The sequence below is a fragment of the Tolypothrix sp. PCC 7601 genome (assembly GCF_025677855.1).
Lineage (GTDB): Bacteria > Cyanobacteriota > Cyanobacteriia > Cyanobacteriales > Nostocaceae > Aulosira > Aulosira diplosiphon.
In genome coordinates, this window is record NZ_CP064879.1 from 3,115,121 (window position 1) to 3,130,182 (window position 15,062).

General features: G+C 41.6%; 8 protein-coding genes. 4 read left to right on the forward strand and 4 right to left on the reverse strand.

Annotation, left to right across the window (positions count from 1 at the left end):
• The first annotated feature begins 314 nt into the window (after positions 1-314).
• The 3 genes from HG267_RS13070 to HG267_RS13080 are packed head-to-tail and all read left to right on the forward strand — an operon-like array spanning position 315 to position 2,630.
• Positions 315-1,067 (forward strand): Rha family transcriptional regulator, encoded by a 753-nt coding sequence (locus HG267_RS13070; protein WP_052335127.1) that lies wholly within the window; start codon positions 315-317, stop codon positions 1,065-1,067.
• Entirely contained in the window at positions 1,054-1,644 is a 591-nt protein-coding gene (locus HG267_RS13075) for an alpha-ketoglutarate-dependent dioxygenase AlkB family protein (protein WP_228045750.1), read from the forward strand. Before HG267_RS13070 ends, HG267_RS13075 begins: the two co-directional genes overlap by 14 nt.
• Positions 1,641-2,630 carry a hypothetical protein gene (locus tag HG267_RS13080; RefSeq protein ID WP_081583950.1) on the forward strand — a complete coding sequence of 330 codons (990 nt, stop codon included), beginning with the start codon at positions 1,641-1,643 and terminating at the stop codon, positions 2,628-2,630. Before HG267_RS13075 ends, HG267_RS13080 begins: the two co-directional genes overlap by 4 nt.
• A 129-nt stretch (positions 2,631-2,759) precedes the next feature.
• Here HG267_RS13080 and tnpC read toward each other — a convergent pair whose 3' ends face one another.
• Positions 2,760-4,232 (reverse strand): IS66 family transposase, encoded by a 1,473-nt coding sequence (gene tnpC, locus HG267_RS13085; RefSeq protein ID WP_045868690.1) that lies wholly within the window; start codon positions 4,230-4,232, stop codon positions 2,760-2,762.
• Positions 4,233-4,313: 81 nt separating this feature from the next.
• Between tnpC and HG267_RS13090 the strand changes: the two genes are divergently transcribed.
• Complete coding sequence (locus HG267_RS13090) at positions 4,314-8,705, forward strand: ATP-binding protein (protein ID WP_045869358.1); 4,392 nt, start codon at positions 4,314-4,316, stop codon at positions 8,703-8,705.
• Positions 8,706-8,886: 181 nt separating this feature from the next.
• Here HG267_RS13090 and HG267_RS13095 read toward each other — a convergent pair whose 3' ends face one another.
• The 3 genes from HG267_RS13095 to HG267_RS13105 all read right to left on the reverse strand — a co-directional run bounded on the left by HG267_RS13095 (position 8,887) and on the right by HG267_RS13105 (position 15,048).
• Positions 8,887-11,943, reverse strand: coding sequence for a DUF1998 domain-containing protein (locus tag HG267_RS13095; RefSeq protein ID WP_317891625.1), 3,057 nt, complete (start codon positions 11,941-11,943; stop codon positions 8,887-8,889).
• Between the two features lie 62 nt (positions 11,944-12,005).
• Positions 12,006-14,231, reverse strand: coding sequence for a DEAD/DEAH box helicase (locus HG267_RS13100; RefSeq protein WP_263420050.1), 2,226 nt, complete (start codon positions 14,229-14,231; stop codon positions 12,006-12,008).
• A gap of 22 nt (positions 14,232-14,253) precedes the next feature.
• The gene (locus HG267_RS13105) at positions 14,254-15,048 is read right to left on the reverse strand and encodes an Rpn family recombination-promoting nuclease/putative transposase (protein WP_045869359.1); all 795 of its coding nucleotides are present in this window, start codon (positions 15,046-15,048) and stop codon (positions 14,254-14,256) included.
• Between the last annotated feature and the right edge of the window lie 14 nt (positions 15,049-15,062).

Here is a 15,062-nt window from a genome sequence, read left to right on the forward strand (position 1 = left end):
ATCCTTCAAGAGAATGTAAAGTGATCGTTCAAATCTGGTATTTGATGAGTATTTCTTACTAGCGTACCAGTTTTGAAGACTCAACTCATTTGGGTGCGGCATGGTTGCAATGCCCCGAAATTTTACTGCGTCAAAATTTGGAGATGTCTAGTATGGACGCATTGACATTTCAAATCAAAGATGAATTGAGATTTTGTACTCGTACTAATGTACTAATGATGGGGTCGGTCGAATGACCGTCACTGTACTAGCAGATTTTGCAGATTTAGAAACGATCACCGTAACCCACAAATTGTTGATTAGGCGGGTGTAAAGTGAAAAATTCAACATCAGTTATCGAGTTATCAGTTGTTGAGCATTCTGGGGTGTTGGTAGTTGATTCGAGACTCATAGCGGAAGATTTAGGTATCCAGCACAAGAACTTTTTAGCAACACTAGACAAGTATATTGATGAGATAGAAGAGGACTGGGGACAGGTCGCGTTTGAAACGGAGACTGTCACAAATTCAGTCGGAGCAAGCAATTCAGTAAAATATGCTCTACTGACTGAACCCCAAGCAACTTTGTTAATGACCTACAGTCGTAACACCGAACGGGTTAGGCAGTGCAAGCGGCATTTGGTCAAAGCATTTGAAAAAGCAAAGCTAGCGTTATCAAACGCAGTCGAGTTGCGGGTTGTCGAGTTAGAGCAAAAAATAGCAGATCAAGGTAAAGCGATCGCTCAACTACAATCCCAAATCCAAAACCTACTGCCCCCATCTGCTGACTTCATACCCCCAGGCTGGAATGAGGAAGTATGGCGAAAGCTTCCTCGACAGGACAAACACCATTTTTGCTTTTTGTACCGTCGTCGTAACTTCCGTCCTTCAGGGCAGGGCAAAGATGGGCAATTGGCATTGCCTCCTGTAACTACTGAGCAACTGAAGCAACGACAACGGGCAGAATTTGAGCAGCTGGTTGGTGAGTCCTCAGCCCAGGAGAAACAACAGTTAGAAGCAGCAAAACAAGAAGCACTGAAGCAACTATGGTTACAAGGAGAACAAGATGATACAGATGTCCCTTTTTAGTGAACTAACCCCAGTTTTACCAGTCACTTATTACCCAGAATTCTTGAGCCAAGAAGAAGCTGGCGTGTTATATCAGCACTGCCTAAAGCTGCAATGGCAGCAGAATCAAATCAAAATGGTAGGTAAAACTTTACTTGTGCCCCGGCTGGAATGCATCTACGGTGACGAAGGTTGCGAGTATTTATACTCCAAGAGCGTGCTACTGAAACCATTGCCTTGGACTGAAGTTCTGGCCGAGTTGAGGGACAGAATTACTGCTCTGGCTGGCTACAGCTTCCGTATCGTCATTGGCAATCAGTATAGAAGTGGACAGGACAGCATAGGGTGGCACGCAGATAATGAATCGTTGATGGGGCATAATCCAGCGATCGCATCTGTAAGTTTAGGCGCGGAGCGGAAGTTTCAGATAAAGCCCATCAAAGGCAAGCCGACTGATTTCTGGCTGGAACACGGGAGTTTGCTGGTAATGCACTCTGGTTGTCAGTCCACGCACTTACATCAAGTTCCCAAAACCAAGAAATTAGTTGGCACGAGAATTAATCTAACTTTTCGTCCACATATAGGAGGTAAAAAATGAATAGCTTTACCTCCGCAGTACTCGGACAAATACACACTCCCGTCAATATTCTCCAAGAATTCTTGGCGACTTTTAATCGTCGCCAGAAGTGCAAAGCCGCAATACTCTCTTGGCTGGATGGTAAACACTACTATGGGCACGAATGGGTCAGAATCACATTTGAGAAGTTGGCTGATATTTTGGGTTATTGCCGGGAAACTATCAGCCGTCATATGAAGGAGTTAGTTTTCGATGACCTAATCAAAGAACAGGCTGCTCAAAAATTTCCCAAGGATACAGCTTGTGAGTATCAATTGAATCGGGAAAAGCTCACACAATTACTCGATTTTCAACGATGCGAAAAAATTGACACAGATGTGCCAGATATTTCGACAAGATGTGCGAATAATCCGCCAACATTTGAAACTACTTTAAACCTTTTAAAAAACAACAACACTGCTGTTGAGGAAAAAAAGGATGAAGGAGTAAAAGAAAGCTTATATGAGCCAGTTCAAGCAGCCCCAGAACCAGAGCCACCCCAGATTACTCACTTCGTTGATGAAATTAAACAAGATGACTCAACGAGTGAGATAGACCCTCATGAGGACGAGTTTTCCGAGTCAGAAGTCAAAGTCGGTTCAAGTATGGATAAGCCCACCAAGCAGGAGATTGCAGAGATTTGTAACGAGTTGCGGCGACTGCGGATTAACCCAGAGCCATGTTTGGGGGTGGTGAAAAAATATTGGGCGAATGTCGCCGGAGCGATCGCACGAGTCAAGCAAGGAATTCATGAAGGATGGTGTGATAATCCGACTGGATTATTTATCAACAGTTGCCGGAGTGGGGCTAAAGGTAAGAATACTGTAACAAGCGATGTGAGTGCTTGGTTTGAGTGGGCGAGGAAGCAGAGGATTGCGATCGCCATGTCTGCGGGGGTGGTTTATACACCTGATGGCGATGCAGTGGAAGTACAGGAGATGATGCGGCGGTTTCCGTATGAGAGCTAACAAGAGCGATCAAAGCGCAATTTTTTTTAGAGTTAAGCAGCTATTCTGCTTACATTTACCAAATTACCCAAGTCATTTGTCTTATTGCTAACATTGCTTTAAGAGAAAACTTTTTGTAAGGATTCAGGTCTAAAATTGAGGAACTAGAGAAGGGCGAGACTGAGAATTAATAGAGTCAGCAATTAGTGCTTGTACAAAAAAATCAATAACAGACAGACTTTGACGACGACAGGTTTGAACCACCGTCAACAAATTGGCAGTATGTTGAAACCGCTCCATCGAACGGGAACCACCACTAACTTTACGTTTTGTCACAGCCAAACGCAGCGATCGCTCGGCTTGATTGTTATCAGGAGGAACTTCAGGGTTGTCAAGGAAATACCACCATTGGGAGGCTTTATCGCGCAAGGAACGTAAAAGGTTTCCTGCTGTAGCTCCGGCTAAGTTAATCCAGTCATCAAGTGTTTGTTGCAATTTAGATTTGAATTGATTGACCCAATCGTTATAACTGGCGCAGTCAAGAGTCTCAAACCATTGGGCATAATTTCCAAAAGCTTCATCAATTAAATCCACAAATGCTTCACCAATAGCTTGGTTGTGAAGACCTGGAAGTTGAATTAGTTTTTTGAAGTGACGGCGTAGATGAGCCAAACATTTCTGCTGCTCAGGCACCGCATAGCCATTGTAAACACTAAAATCATCGCTGCTGATTACCCCTGTATATTTAGCCCCTAAAATGGCTTCTAGTTCTGCTCTGGAACGAGTGTCAGCAGCAGTAAACAGGCAAAACTCAGAATTGGCAACTACCCACAACCATTCTTTAACTCCCTTGACAGACCAAGGTGTTTCATCCACATGAATGTTAGGTTGTGTCTGTTTTACCCAATTACTTAACTCAGTAATGCTTGGTTGAATCGCTGTTTGAATTCGTTCATTTGTGGTGACTAAAGTTCCCAGCCCAATTTCAATTTGACCTAACTCCCACAACATTTCTTGCTGTTTTTCATAGGGCATATGTGCATAATTATTTGCCCATCCTAAAAATGCCTGTAAAGAAATCCCTAAATCCTGTCCTGGGATGATATCTTGTGACCAGGAGGCTGTTTGTATATTGCCACAGTACTCACACTGGCACGTATGGCGTTGATACTCAACTATTTCAATGGGACGCTCCACTAGTTGCGCTACAGACTGTTTTTCTACTTTTACTGCCACAGCCGCAAACGCTTTTTGACCACAACAGACACAATCACTTGGACGTAAGATTTCACAACGATCTACTCTACCAAAACCCTTACGGGTCTTACCTTGATGCCCTGGTTGCCCACCTGGCTTTCTTTTGGGATGATTTGATTCTTCTTGCGGTGCTGCTTTTTTGTTTTCACTCTTTTTGAGGATGTCCCCTGATGGCGGCTTAGATGAGGTTTTGCTGTCTAAATCTCTGCTGACTTTTAAACGTTCTATTTCTTGCTGTAGTTCTAATACTGTTTTCTGTAATTCACCTATTACCTTGCTCTGCTCAATGATTATCTCTACCAGTTCTTGTTTCGATAACTGGTTCAAGCTTTCCCGGTCTAAATCTTGAGGCAGGTTTTGGTTCATATCTGTGATACTCCTCCTCAAGCGATCCCTTTGTCAATACTCTGCCACCTGAATCCTTACAACTTTTTCTTGAGAGTAAAGATGACCTCATTGGTTCATGGGCAGCCGATTAGTGCAGAAGAAATTGAGCGTATTGTCAGCCGAGAGTTTTCTCCGCAAACTTTTGTGCTTCTTTGTAATTCTATTGCATGGGCATCTGCTGGAAAAAAATGTTACTCGTTACCTTCATTTACTGAGCGCATATATGTTCCAGATAGAGGTAGGGATGCAGAGTGGACAGTAGAAATAGCGCCTACCCAAAAACACCTATCAGCTTTCTTAAGTTCTGGATGGAATGTTTATCAATATAAGCATCGTGATGTTTCCGCTCGGAATAAAGCAGAAATTTTTTCAAAGTTAAAGGCTGATTTAAAGGGCGCTCTCAAAGATTTTATTAACAGAAATAAACGCCAACCAAACAAATATGTCCTTTTTATCAACATACATTTAACACTTGATGAACAGAGTGAATTAAAAGCAAAAATTCTCGATGGTTACGATGAGACTGAGGTTGTTGCTGTTGAAGTAGTAGAAGCTGCACTTTTGGCAAGTGCTTTGAATAGTCTTCCTCAGTTACGATCAAGCTTCTTCTCAACGGCTAAATTTACCACATGGCAGAAAGCCTGGTTTGAGCATCATGAAAACAAGCAAATTTATGGTGCAAATATTTCTCTAACTGGGAGAGATGAGAAATTAAATGAGTTGCGGAAACTTGTTGATAATCCCAATATCCGAGCAATAGTACTTTCAGGAGCAAAGGATATAGGGAAAACGAGACTTGTACTAGAAGTAACAAAGCATCTTGCTATTGAGACTGTAATTGCTAAGAATCGTTCAATCGAAGTAAGTGATTTGCTTCATTTGGAATCTTCAGATTTACAAACGATAGTTGTTGTTGAAGATCCCGATCCTAGCAAGATTAAAGAACTGGTTAATCAGATACTTTCATCCACTAGCCTGAAACTTATAGTTACACTACCAACTTCAGAAAACTCACCTACTATTAATTTTGGCTTAGACGAGCGAGTAAAGAACCTTAAACTTTCTCCTCTCTCACAGGAGGAATCGAGAGAACTTCTCAAAGCTTCTAAAGCTGACTTTGACTATGGTATGGAGTCGTGGATTATCAAACAGGCTGGGGGTAATCCAGGGATAATATTACTAGCAGCCAAGCGAGGATCTGCTCTTAGAAAAGAACATGAAAGCTTTGTAGACCAAATTGCTATGGCTCTTGAGCAGGAAATTCGAAGCCTAATTGATAATTATGCCGTTGAAATTCTCAAGTTATTGAGTTTGCTAGAGTATGTTGAAATCGAAGGCAGAGCTAACAGAGAAATAAGAGTTTTATGTAAGTGGTTTGGACAAAAGTTTCAATCTGATGAAGTAACTAGAGCAATCAAGAGCCTAGCAAAAGCAGGTTTTTTGCAAATTCGAGGCTTGTACGCTGAAGTTACTCCTCCGCTACTTGCAAACCATCTTGCTGCTTCTTTACTCCAAGGTCGCCGTTCCGAGTTTTTAGCATTATTTGCTGATTTAAGTCAGAAAGAGCGATCGCGGTTGATTCAGCGACTACAAGAGCTACAATCATCAAAGATTGCTTGGTTCTGGAAAGAAATATTTGGCTCAAGTGGATTACTTCCAGACTTACCCACAGCACTTGCTAATCGGGAAATACTACACCTAGCAGCTTGTGCAAATCCAGATAAGACTATAAACCTTATTCAGCAATGTTTAGGATCTGCAACTTTTGAATATCTTAAATCTTTGCAATACTCACAACGAGATAGTTTAGTATGGGCACTTGAAGAACTAATATTTCGTGAAAGAACAAGTTTAAGAGCGCTCTATTATTTAGGACTGCTTGCCGAAACTGAGCCAGCTAATTACAACAACAGCAGTGCTACTAGCAAATTCTGCCAGTGCTTCCGTCCACTTCATCCACAAGTACCATTATCTCTCAAATACAGACTTGATCTGTTGAAGAAATTTGCATCAGCTAAAGCTACTGTCGCATCACGCCTACTTGCCATTGAGGTCATCAAGACTACTCTCAACCGATTGGGTTATCACTTTCTTCATGAGGGTAGAGGAAATCAACCCTTCGATCCAAGACCTCAAATGACTTGGGGAGATGTTTGGAGTTATCAAAAGTCTTTACTCACACTTCTAGTTGAGTTAGTCCAATCCGACGAGCCTCAAGTAGCTGATGCAGCAAGACTTGCACTTCCAACAGCGATTGCTGAATTCTCAATGCTCCAATTTTCACCAGAAATAACAGTTTCAGTATTCCAAACTGCTGTGGATTGGGTTACTAATCAACAAATTCCCTTAGCAATTTCCAAACTAGCTGATGCTCTACATTCTGTCTATGATTTTTATAAAAAAGATAATAATCAGTTCAATCCAGAAACGAGAATTGAAGTTGAAAAACTACTTGAAAATATCAATACTCTAATTGAGTCACTAAATACTGCTGAATTTGCAATTAGACTAAAACGTTGGGCAAGTAATTGGACAAGAAGCCATAATGATTATGAACTAGATGAAAATGGAAAACATATATATCGATCCGAAAAAGAAGCGCAAACACTTGCAGAAGAAGTAATTAGCAAGCCATCAGTTCTAACAACAGAACTACTAGAGTGGCTTTGTTCTGTGGAAGCACAAGAGGCACACAATTTCTGCTTCTGGCTTGGAAAGCTTGATTCTGAACGAAGATGGTTAGCGCAGATCGAACAACTTGGTATGAGAAAAGATGGTATTAATGTCTTTTCAGCTTACTTTGGGGGTTTAAGTCAGATTGATCGCCAGTTTGTCAGTGACTATTTGGATCAGCTTACACAGTCAGGTCAGGTTAAAGCTGAAGCAATAGTTTGTGCTACTCAGCAACTTGGAGGTGATATTACAGGGGTCAATCGAATGGTGACATTAATCCGAAACAAGCGCGTTGATCCCAAAGATGTTGAATACATCCTTGAACACGGCAAATGGCTTAACTGTCTTAATTCAAGCGAATATCTCTACTTGTTGGAAGCTATAGCAGGTTCAGATTTAGAAAATGCAGCAGCAGTGGTGAAATCTTTTTTCATTTGGCTCCATCCTGAAAAAGCAGTTGATGGAAAGCTGGCTGAGTTCGCCTGGAAGTGTTTAGAAGCAAGTGATACATCAGATCAAGATTACTATTTTGATCGGCTTGCCCTGCATCTTGTGCAGGCTAATATTGCACAGGGGTTCAGACTTCTAGAGCAATTACTTGTGAAACAACTGACAGAGTATAAATGCTGGAACCCAATTAATAGTAATCATCAAAGAGAATTTTGGGAGTTTCTATATAGTAATAATCGTAGACTTGCTATCTGCATACCCTTGAAAGTCGCTCTACAAGATACCCGAGAACATTCTTTTATAAGCTGGCATCTCCACAGAATAATTAATCAAGAAAAAGATTCAGACTTGCTAATAGAATTTGCACTTAATTCTGAAGAACAAGCTAGAAGTGTTTGTCATATTTTATCTATTCAAAAAAGCAATTTCTGGTATATTGCTTTTGCAATTATTACGCAATATCCTGAGAGTCAGGATATCAAAGATTTATTGTCTTATCTTGTTGTAGAACCTAATCTTTTCAAATCTCGATTGCAGTACTTAGAGAGTAGCGTCAACACGGTAGAGCAGGCATTGAGTGAAAGAAATCCACCATTTGCGGCTCGCCTTTGGTTGGAGGAACTTGCTTCAGAATTACGTATCAAAGTCAACGACGAATGCAATTCTCAACAAGTTGCAGATGTCAGTAGCCAATTACCTATTACAGATAGACGTATAGATGCTGAAAGAATTTGGGCAATAAGAAGGCTATTACGCGATGGAGAGATAGAGAAAGTTAGTCAGTTGCTTTTACAAGATGAATTACCCATCATTTTAGCTATGTCAGACTTATCAGATTCAGAAAAACAGCAACTCCAAAGCTTATTTAAGCTACAAGTTGAGCAGCCTGTGTCCTCAACTATTTCTAGTAAAGTATATATAGCATCTTTAGAAAAGCTTACCATCATGTCAGAACAATCGCCTATTTTTAATCAACAACACGCAACCATTGGGGTTAACTATGCTGCTGAAGGCAGTCAGCAGCAGTTTACACAAAATATCAACACAACTGAACAGAATTTTGAGGATTTGTTAACTCACTTCAAGCAATTTATCCACAATTTACAACAAGAATATCCAGATATTGCAAATGAAACAGATGCCTATCACATCATTGATGTCAAAGCGAAAGAACAAGCGTTAAACTGGCAAAAATTTCTGCAACTTAAACGCCTCTGGAATGGAGGTAAAAAGGCGGCAATCAAAATTAGCGAGCATTTTACAGAACAAAACCCTTGGGGTAAAGGTGCGATCGCTTTTCTCGAAGGTGTGATAGAAGAACCAAAATAAGAGAGATTGGAACAACGCCTACATTACAAGCTAAAAGTATTTCTCATATCATTTTACAGGCTATTTTTGTTGCAAACCTGTAATTAAAATTAAAGTATAGAGAAATATTTCAACTTAGCTAATTCATCTCGTATTGATGCAAGAGCGAAACAATAATGATTACAAATTATTAACTCATAACTCACAAACTCCCCAAAATTACTAACTTCCCTCCCCAATCCTCATCATGCCGCAGCGTTATGACAGTGTAATTTGTGTCGTATCTGAGATTATCCCGCTCAATTTGGTCTTGCTTGCGTTTATCAGGACTATCATGAACTGACCCGTCACAGAAAAGTGCGATCGCCTCCTGCTCATACACAAAATCTGGCTTACAGTTGGCTTCTGGAATCAACTTTTGGCCAGCATCAGGTAATTTATACCCGCGTTGATAAATCTCCTGTAACACCACGCGCTCAAAATCAGAGTTGGGGTCTGTTTGTTGCAGCAGTTTTTGATATTGCTGATCACGAGAAAGTCCTTTGGTTTGAGTAATAACGCTACTCTCCAGTAGTAGGTCAAGCCAGGGTTTAATTAGATGACGGTTTATCAGCGCATGGTCGAATTGGTTGCGGTAGGAAAGCAAACATTCATAACAAGCTTGAATACAACTTTCTTTTGGTTGCGTGAAATGACAAATATCTAAAGCCGCATCAGCAATTTTTTTAAATGCTTCTGGTTTTTCTAAAAGTTGAGATAATACGCCTGCGCCACCTTCAGCAGCTTCCCAGAAAAGCAGATATTTACCTGCACCTAGCCGTTCTGAATCAAGTTCATCAGCTTCTAATTTGTAGACGGCTTGGATTGCTGTTTCTAAAACATATTGCAGGGTAGTAATAAAAGCTTCTCTGTTATCAGCAGGAATATTTAAGGGTTCAACCACCAAGATATTACAAGTATCATCGACCATTAAATTAACTTCAGCGTGCAGGCTGTCAGGGGTTTGTTGAGCCTGTGGGTTTTTATTGTCCCCCCATACACCCGTTGTCGGATTAAGCTTAAATCCTCGGTCTTCTCTATTCTTCTTCAGTCCGCGATTAATTCGCCAGATGGTAGCAGTGGCTCCATAGGTTAACTTGAATAGTGGCGTAGCATCAGCAGCTTGGACGATCGCGGATTCTCGTTTTTGATTGGCGTAGCGGAAATGGGTTGTAATGTTGTAGCCGTACTTGAGCCGTTCTTCTTCGTCGCAGGTAATACGTTCTCGACGGCGAGCGATCGCAGTTTCCATTGGTAGCACACGAGTCAATTTAGCTACATTGTTATGAACATCAGGTTTAATTTCTAAACCACAGTTTTCGCAGGTATCACGAAAATCACCGTCGTGATAATAGCCACAATTAGCACAAACGCTCACCCGCTTATACTCGCCTTCAATACCACCAACAGGAACTTTAGTTTTGGCTACCATAAATTTACTGCCTTCATAGTAAAGAATATTACTAGGAGCAAATTCTCGTAATGCCATTGAGCGCGGGCGAGAAATGAATTCACCACCTTCACCAGCGGGAATAAATGCCCGGACTGGTAGACGGGGGAAGTTGAATCCTGGTAAAAATCCCTCGGCGGCAAAGTAGCGATAGGGATAAAATTCAAACTGGGAATTACTCTTGCCTTGGGTGTGTCCTACGAGGAGGTCAATTTGTCGTTGCGCTTCTCGTGACTGTGCTTCGGCGTTACTGCGTTCTTCCTGGGTGACATCACCTCTAGCAGAACGGTCAATGGTGCGGCGGGCAGATTCTAATTGTTTGACTGATTCTGTGTACAATTCTCGCCAACGCTTACAGGCGCGGTCAAAAGCATTCAGGGCGTTGTCAATAGTTAGCTGTAGCCAATTAACAGAATACCAGGAAGCTTTTTGCAAATCCTCTTGGCAGAAAAAGTCTGAGAAAATGGACTGAGTAGCTTGCAGACATTGGGCTAATTTGGCAGGGCTGAGGGTAAGTTGTTGGCGAATACTGTCTTTGAGGGGATAACCTTCTAGTTCCAAATCTAAGAGTTTATTCATGGAGTCTTCCAAGTAAACCCCAGTGTGTGCTAGCCAAATTGAATACACATGAGATTTAATTAAATCTTGGTTGGCTAGTTCTAGTTTTGGTGGAGCAACTACCCCAGCTACCATTTGATTTTGGCGTTTGAAAAAGTATTGGTCGTGACCGCTACCAATGGAAGCATAGGTAATTACTAAGGCTTCCTGCCCACTTCTACCAGCGCGACCACTGCGTTGAGCATAATTGGCGGGACTGGGGGGAACGTTCCGTAGATGGACAACGCTGAGGTCGGAAATGTCGATGCCTAATTCCATTGTCGGAGAACAGAACAATGCTGCTAATTGTCCTTGGCGGAATTTTTCTTCTCGTTCTTGACGGTCTTTATTGCTTACTTGTCCTGTATGTTCTCGCCCTTCCATTGTTTGGATTTGTAGGGCGTTGGTTTGGTAGAATCCTTGGAAGAATTGGTTAACAGATATACTTGTTTGATCGTTACCTTGCAAGCGACGCGATGTTAAAGGGTCGGTGGGAATTTCCTTGAGGTTGCTTGCTTTCCACAGTAGAGAACTAATTTGTAGCTGTACCTCAGATTTTTGTTGCACTAAATAGCCAGCGTCACATAAAGCACTAACTAAAGTGGTGATTAAGCTGTTAAATTCCGTATCTGTTAAAGGTTGGCTACGAAGTGACCAGGTATTAGGCGATCGCAAAAACCTTCCGATTTTACTTCTAGTGGTAAGCTTGACTTTGGCTCTCTCGCTACCACTGCTAATGGTTGCCCAAGTTGCTAAATGCAGATATTCGTTCTCGTCAAATACCCAAGGTTCTTTAATTATTTGAATAACTTCGCTTCTAAGTGAGTCTTTTTGGTCTGGTTGCAACAGTTTGGCATCAATGGCTAATTCTCGCCGCAGATGGTTGAGGAGTGCTTGTGTAATTACGAAACGTTGTTGGGGAGTGGCTTGTAGTAGCAGGGGATGGCGGTGTTTTTGCCAAAGGTTGTTGTCAGCACAGTCTTCTTGCAATCCGTCATACTCAATTACTAACAGTCCGCACTGTTCGAGGTTGGGTTGGACGATGCGCCATCCCCGACGCAAGTCTTCGTAAAGGCGGTATTCAATCAGTTTGCGAAATGCTTCTTCATTGCGCCGCTTACCACCACTAAATTCTGCTGGTTGCTTGGCGTAGTCGTTTTGAGTAATTCCCATGTACTGGATGACTACACTAGCTAATTCGCTGTGGGTAAGTTGTTGTTTAGCTTGAATTGCGCCTAAAAGTGCAGCCCGTAAAAAACTGGTTTGCACAAAATCATTGAAATGTCCGGCTTGTAAAGACGCATCTTGACGGTTATCGGTAAAGCTGAGAATTTTGGCAGCTTTGGCTTTTCCCCTGTAAAGGCTTGCTTGAGGCGGCTGGTGGTAGAAAGGCAAAGCAAGGTAGTGGCGGTACTGCGTCCTTCACTGCTGAGGCGAGAGAGTTTGGTAAATTCGTTGCGCTTCTTGTCATGGAGTACGCCGCAGTTGAGACAGGTAAGAAAGGGTTTGGGAATAAACCAACAAGTGGTTCCTTGTAACAGAGAGGATGTAACTTTACCATTGGCTAGGACTTGCAGCTTACGAGGAATAAACGGCGCAAAGTCTTTTTTAGCAACCCGTCCTTTCTTTTTGGTTTCACTGAACCAAGAGTCAGGAAGTCTATCTTCATCGCCTGTATCCCATAGTCCTGGTTCATCTAGGGTAAGATAACCTTCCGTGATATCTGCATCGTCAGGACTGATATCTAATGCTGTGGGCAACTGGGGTAGGATGATGTGCTTATCGGCATCGTAGCGCACGACATAGTAATCCTGTCCGCATTCTCGGCAAAAAACCAGGGGATAAAGCAGGCGGTTATCGGTGGTTGTATATTGTCCTTCTAGGGTGAAATGGCGTTTGTCTCGATTTTCAATTGTGGCGTAAACGCTTCCCCCTTGGGAAATGAACTGATGCAGGCGAAATGCCAGTCCTTTGGTTTTGCTTCCCCAGAGGAACATCTGTTTGAGAACTGTTAAACAAGTTTCCTCTGGAAGCTGGGTTTGTTCGGCAAGTTTGGTTGCACCTGTTTCTAAACTAATGGGTTGACGGCGGACGAGATGCCCTTCTCTTGCTTCTAAACCGAAGTTCATCTCTATCCAATAGCTTAGGGGATGATTTTGAAATTCTGTTGGTGTCTGTTCTAAATCGCTTGGTAAGCCTGCCAAAATTGCTTGACGCAGTTGTTCAATGGTAGGTTCAGCACGTTGGATAGAACGTTCTAGAGTCTCATCAATGACGTTGCTGGGTTTGATTTCTACACCAAATAACTTACTAGCCACATCTGCTACTACCTGACGGCGTTGTTGACGAGAACCTTCCGTTGACATGGTGGCGCTGGTGCCAATGCAGAGTAATTCGTCATTACTTTTGCTGCGTTGCCGGAGTTTACGAATTAAGATGGCAACATCTGCGCCTTGTCGCCCTCGATAGGTATGTAATTCATCCAGTACCAAGAATTTTAAATTTGCAGATTCGACCAGTTTATTTTCGTGAGTGCGTGAGAGCATTAACTCTAACATCACGTAGTTGGTCAGCAAAATATGGGGTGGGTTGTTTTGAATTTCGGTTTTCCTGGTTAAACTTTCTTGTCCGGTGTATTGTTCGACGCGAATGTGAGTATTGGGAACTTGGCGTAAAAATTTGTCGAGTTCTTCTTTTTGGGAGTTAATTAAGGCATTCATGGGATAAACCAATATTGCCCTGACTCCGGAAATTTCGGGATGACGCAGTAAATCATCAAAAATAGGCACGACGTAAGTCATGCTTTTACCGGAACCTGTGCCTGTAGTGACAACGTAGGGTTCTTGGCGTTGTGCGGTTTCAAATGCTTGCTTTTGGTGGTAATGGAAAGTAAAAGGTGTACCGTCTTTTTTGCAGAAGTAGTTTTCGCTGTCTGGATGGAGGGTTTGCTGTTGTACTAATTCTTTGACTGTTGCACCTTTTTTATAGCTGGGATTGAGTTGTACTAGGGGATCTGTCCAGAGTTGTCCTTTGTCTAATTCTGCGTCTACAAATTCTTTGACTTTGGAGTCGCGGATTTTGAGGAAGCTTTCTATATAGCGGCGGTAGTCGCCAATTACTTCGTTGCGGAAGTTGAAAATATCGAGTTCATTCGTATTAGATAATTCGGCATTTGTAATTGAGGACTGGGGTTGAGTGTGTCCTAAGCGTTGATTAATCCATTCTTGAAGTTGGTGATTGAAAATTGAATTAACAGTAGATAAGTTGAGAATTTCTGAAAATTCTTGGAATTCCCAATCTTCAGGAATGCTGGAAAATAAAAGCGCTAGTTGTTCGGAAGTGACTGTTACCACTCCTGTACAATCTAGCAATGCTATTTTTTGGCTAAAAAATGTGCTAGCTGCTACAATTGCGCTTTCATTCTGTTGCAATAAATCCTGAAGTTTAATTGGGAGCTTCATCGGATATGTATTGTTGATATTTTTACATCGTTTGTACAACTTTTCTTACTTCTTCTACGTCTAGTTCTAAACGTTCAGAAATTTGTTGAATAGTTAAACCTAGTTCTAGGAAGATTGGGATCATTTTCAATTTTGTTTCCAGTTCACCTTCTTCCTTACCTTCTGCTTTGGCTTCTTGATAAACTCTAGTTTCTTTCAGCAAGTTTAAATTCAGCATGGCTTCTATCTCCTCGCGGCTTAAATTAGGAAACTTGTAGACTACGATTGTCTCTATAAATTCTAAAACTTTTCTTTGGATGAGAGTGTCTGTTAATTGTTCTTTAGCTTTATTAATTAGGGTTTTGGCTAATTCTCCGGCTTTATTTTCACTTTCTACAACTAAGCGGACAATTCCTATTCCCAGAGAATCGTCTGGTACATCGTCAAGTTCATCTAGGTAAAAGCGGCGTAGATGTGGTTCTAATAAAGAACGATAACGTTGGGGATAGGTACGTTCATTGCTGCGCTTGTCATAGATAACTATTGCGAACCAATCAGGGTTAGGGGGCTGATATTGGGTGAAGTAAAGGAATATACTGGTGAATAGTCGATCATAAAATTCTTCATCTTTGTAAAACTGAACCTCGATAAAGTACAATGCTTCATTAGGGAATTCTGCAAATGGAGAAAATACCCCATCTAATCGGAAGCTTTTTTGTTTAATTTCTGGTGCAATAAACTCATATATATTGGTGTTAGTATCTGGTTTACCAATGATTTCAAAAAAGATGTTGGGAAATTCTTTAAATATTTCGTAGAAAATTGCATCTGTTTTCATAAAGTCCTAATTAC

What these genes read in the sequence shown, in the direction of transcription:
- HG267_RS13075 (WP_228045750.1), top strand. Translation starts at nt 1,054, where the DNA reads ATGTCCCTTTTTAGTGAACTAACCCCAGTTTTACCAGTCACTTATTAC.
- HG267_RS13080 (WP_081583950.1), top strand. Translation starts at nt 1,641, where the DNA reads ATGAATAGCTTTACCTCCGCAGTACTCGGACAAATACACACTCCCGTC.
- tnpC (WP_045868690.1), bottom strand. Translation starts at nt 4,232, where the DNA reads ATGAACCAAAACCTGCCTCAAGATTTAGACCGGGAAAGCTTGAACCAG.
- HG267_RS13090 (WP_045869358.1), top strand. Translation starts at nt 4,314, where the DNA reads ATGACCTCATTGGTTCATGGGCAGCCGATTAGTGCAGAAGAAATTGAG.
- HG267_RS13095 (WP_317891625.1), bottom strand. Translation starts at nt 11,943, where the DNA reads ATGGGAATTACTCAAAACGACTACGCCAAGCAACCAGCAGAATTTAGT.
- HG267_RS13100 (WP_263420050.1), bottom strand. Translation starts at nt 14,231, where the DNA reads ATGAAGCTCCCAATTAAACTTCAGGATTTATTGCAACAGAATGAAAGC.
- HG267_RS13105 (WP_045869359.1), bottom strand. Translation starts at nt 15,048, where the DNA reads ATGAAAACAGATGCAATTTTCTACGAAATATTTAAAGAATTTCCCAAC.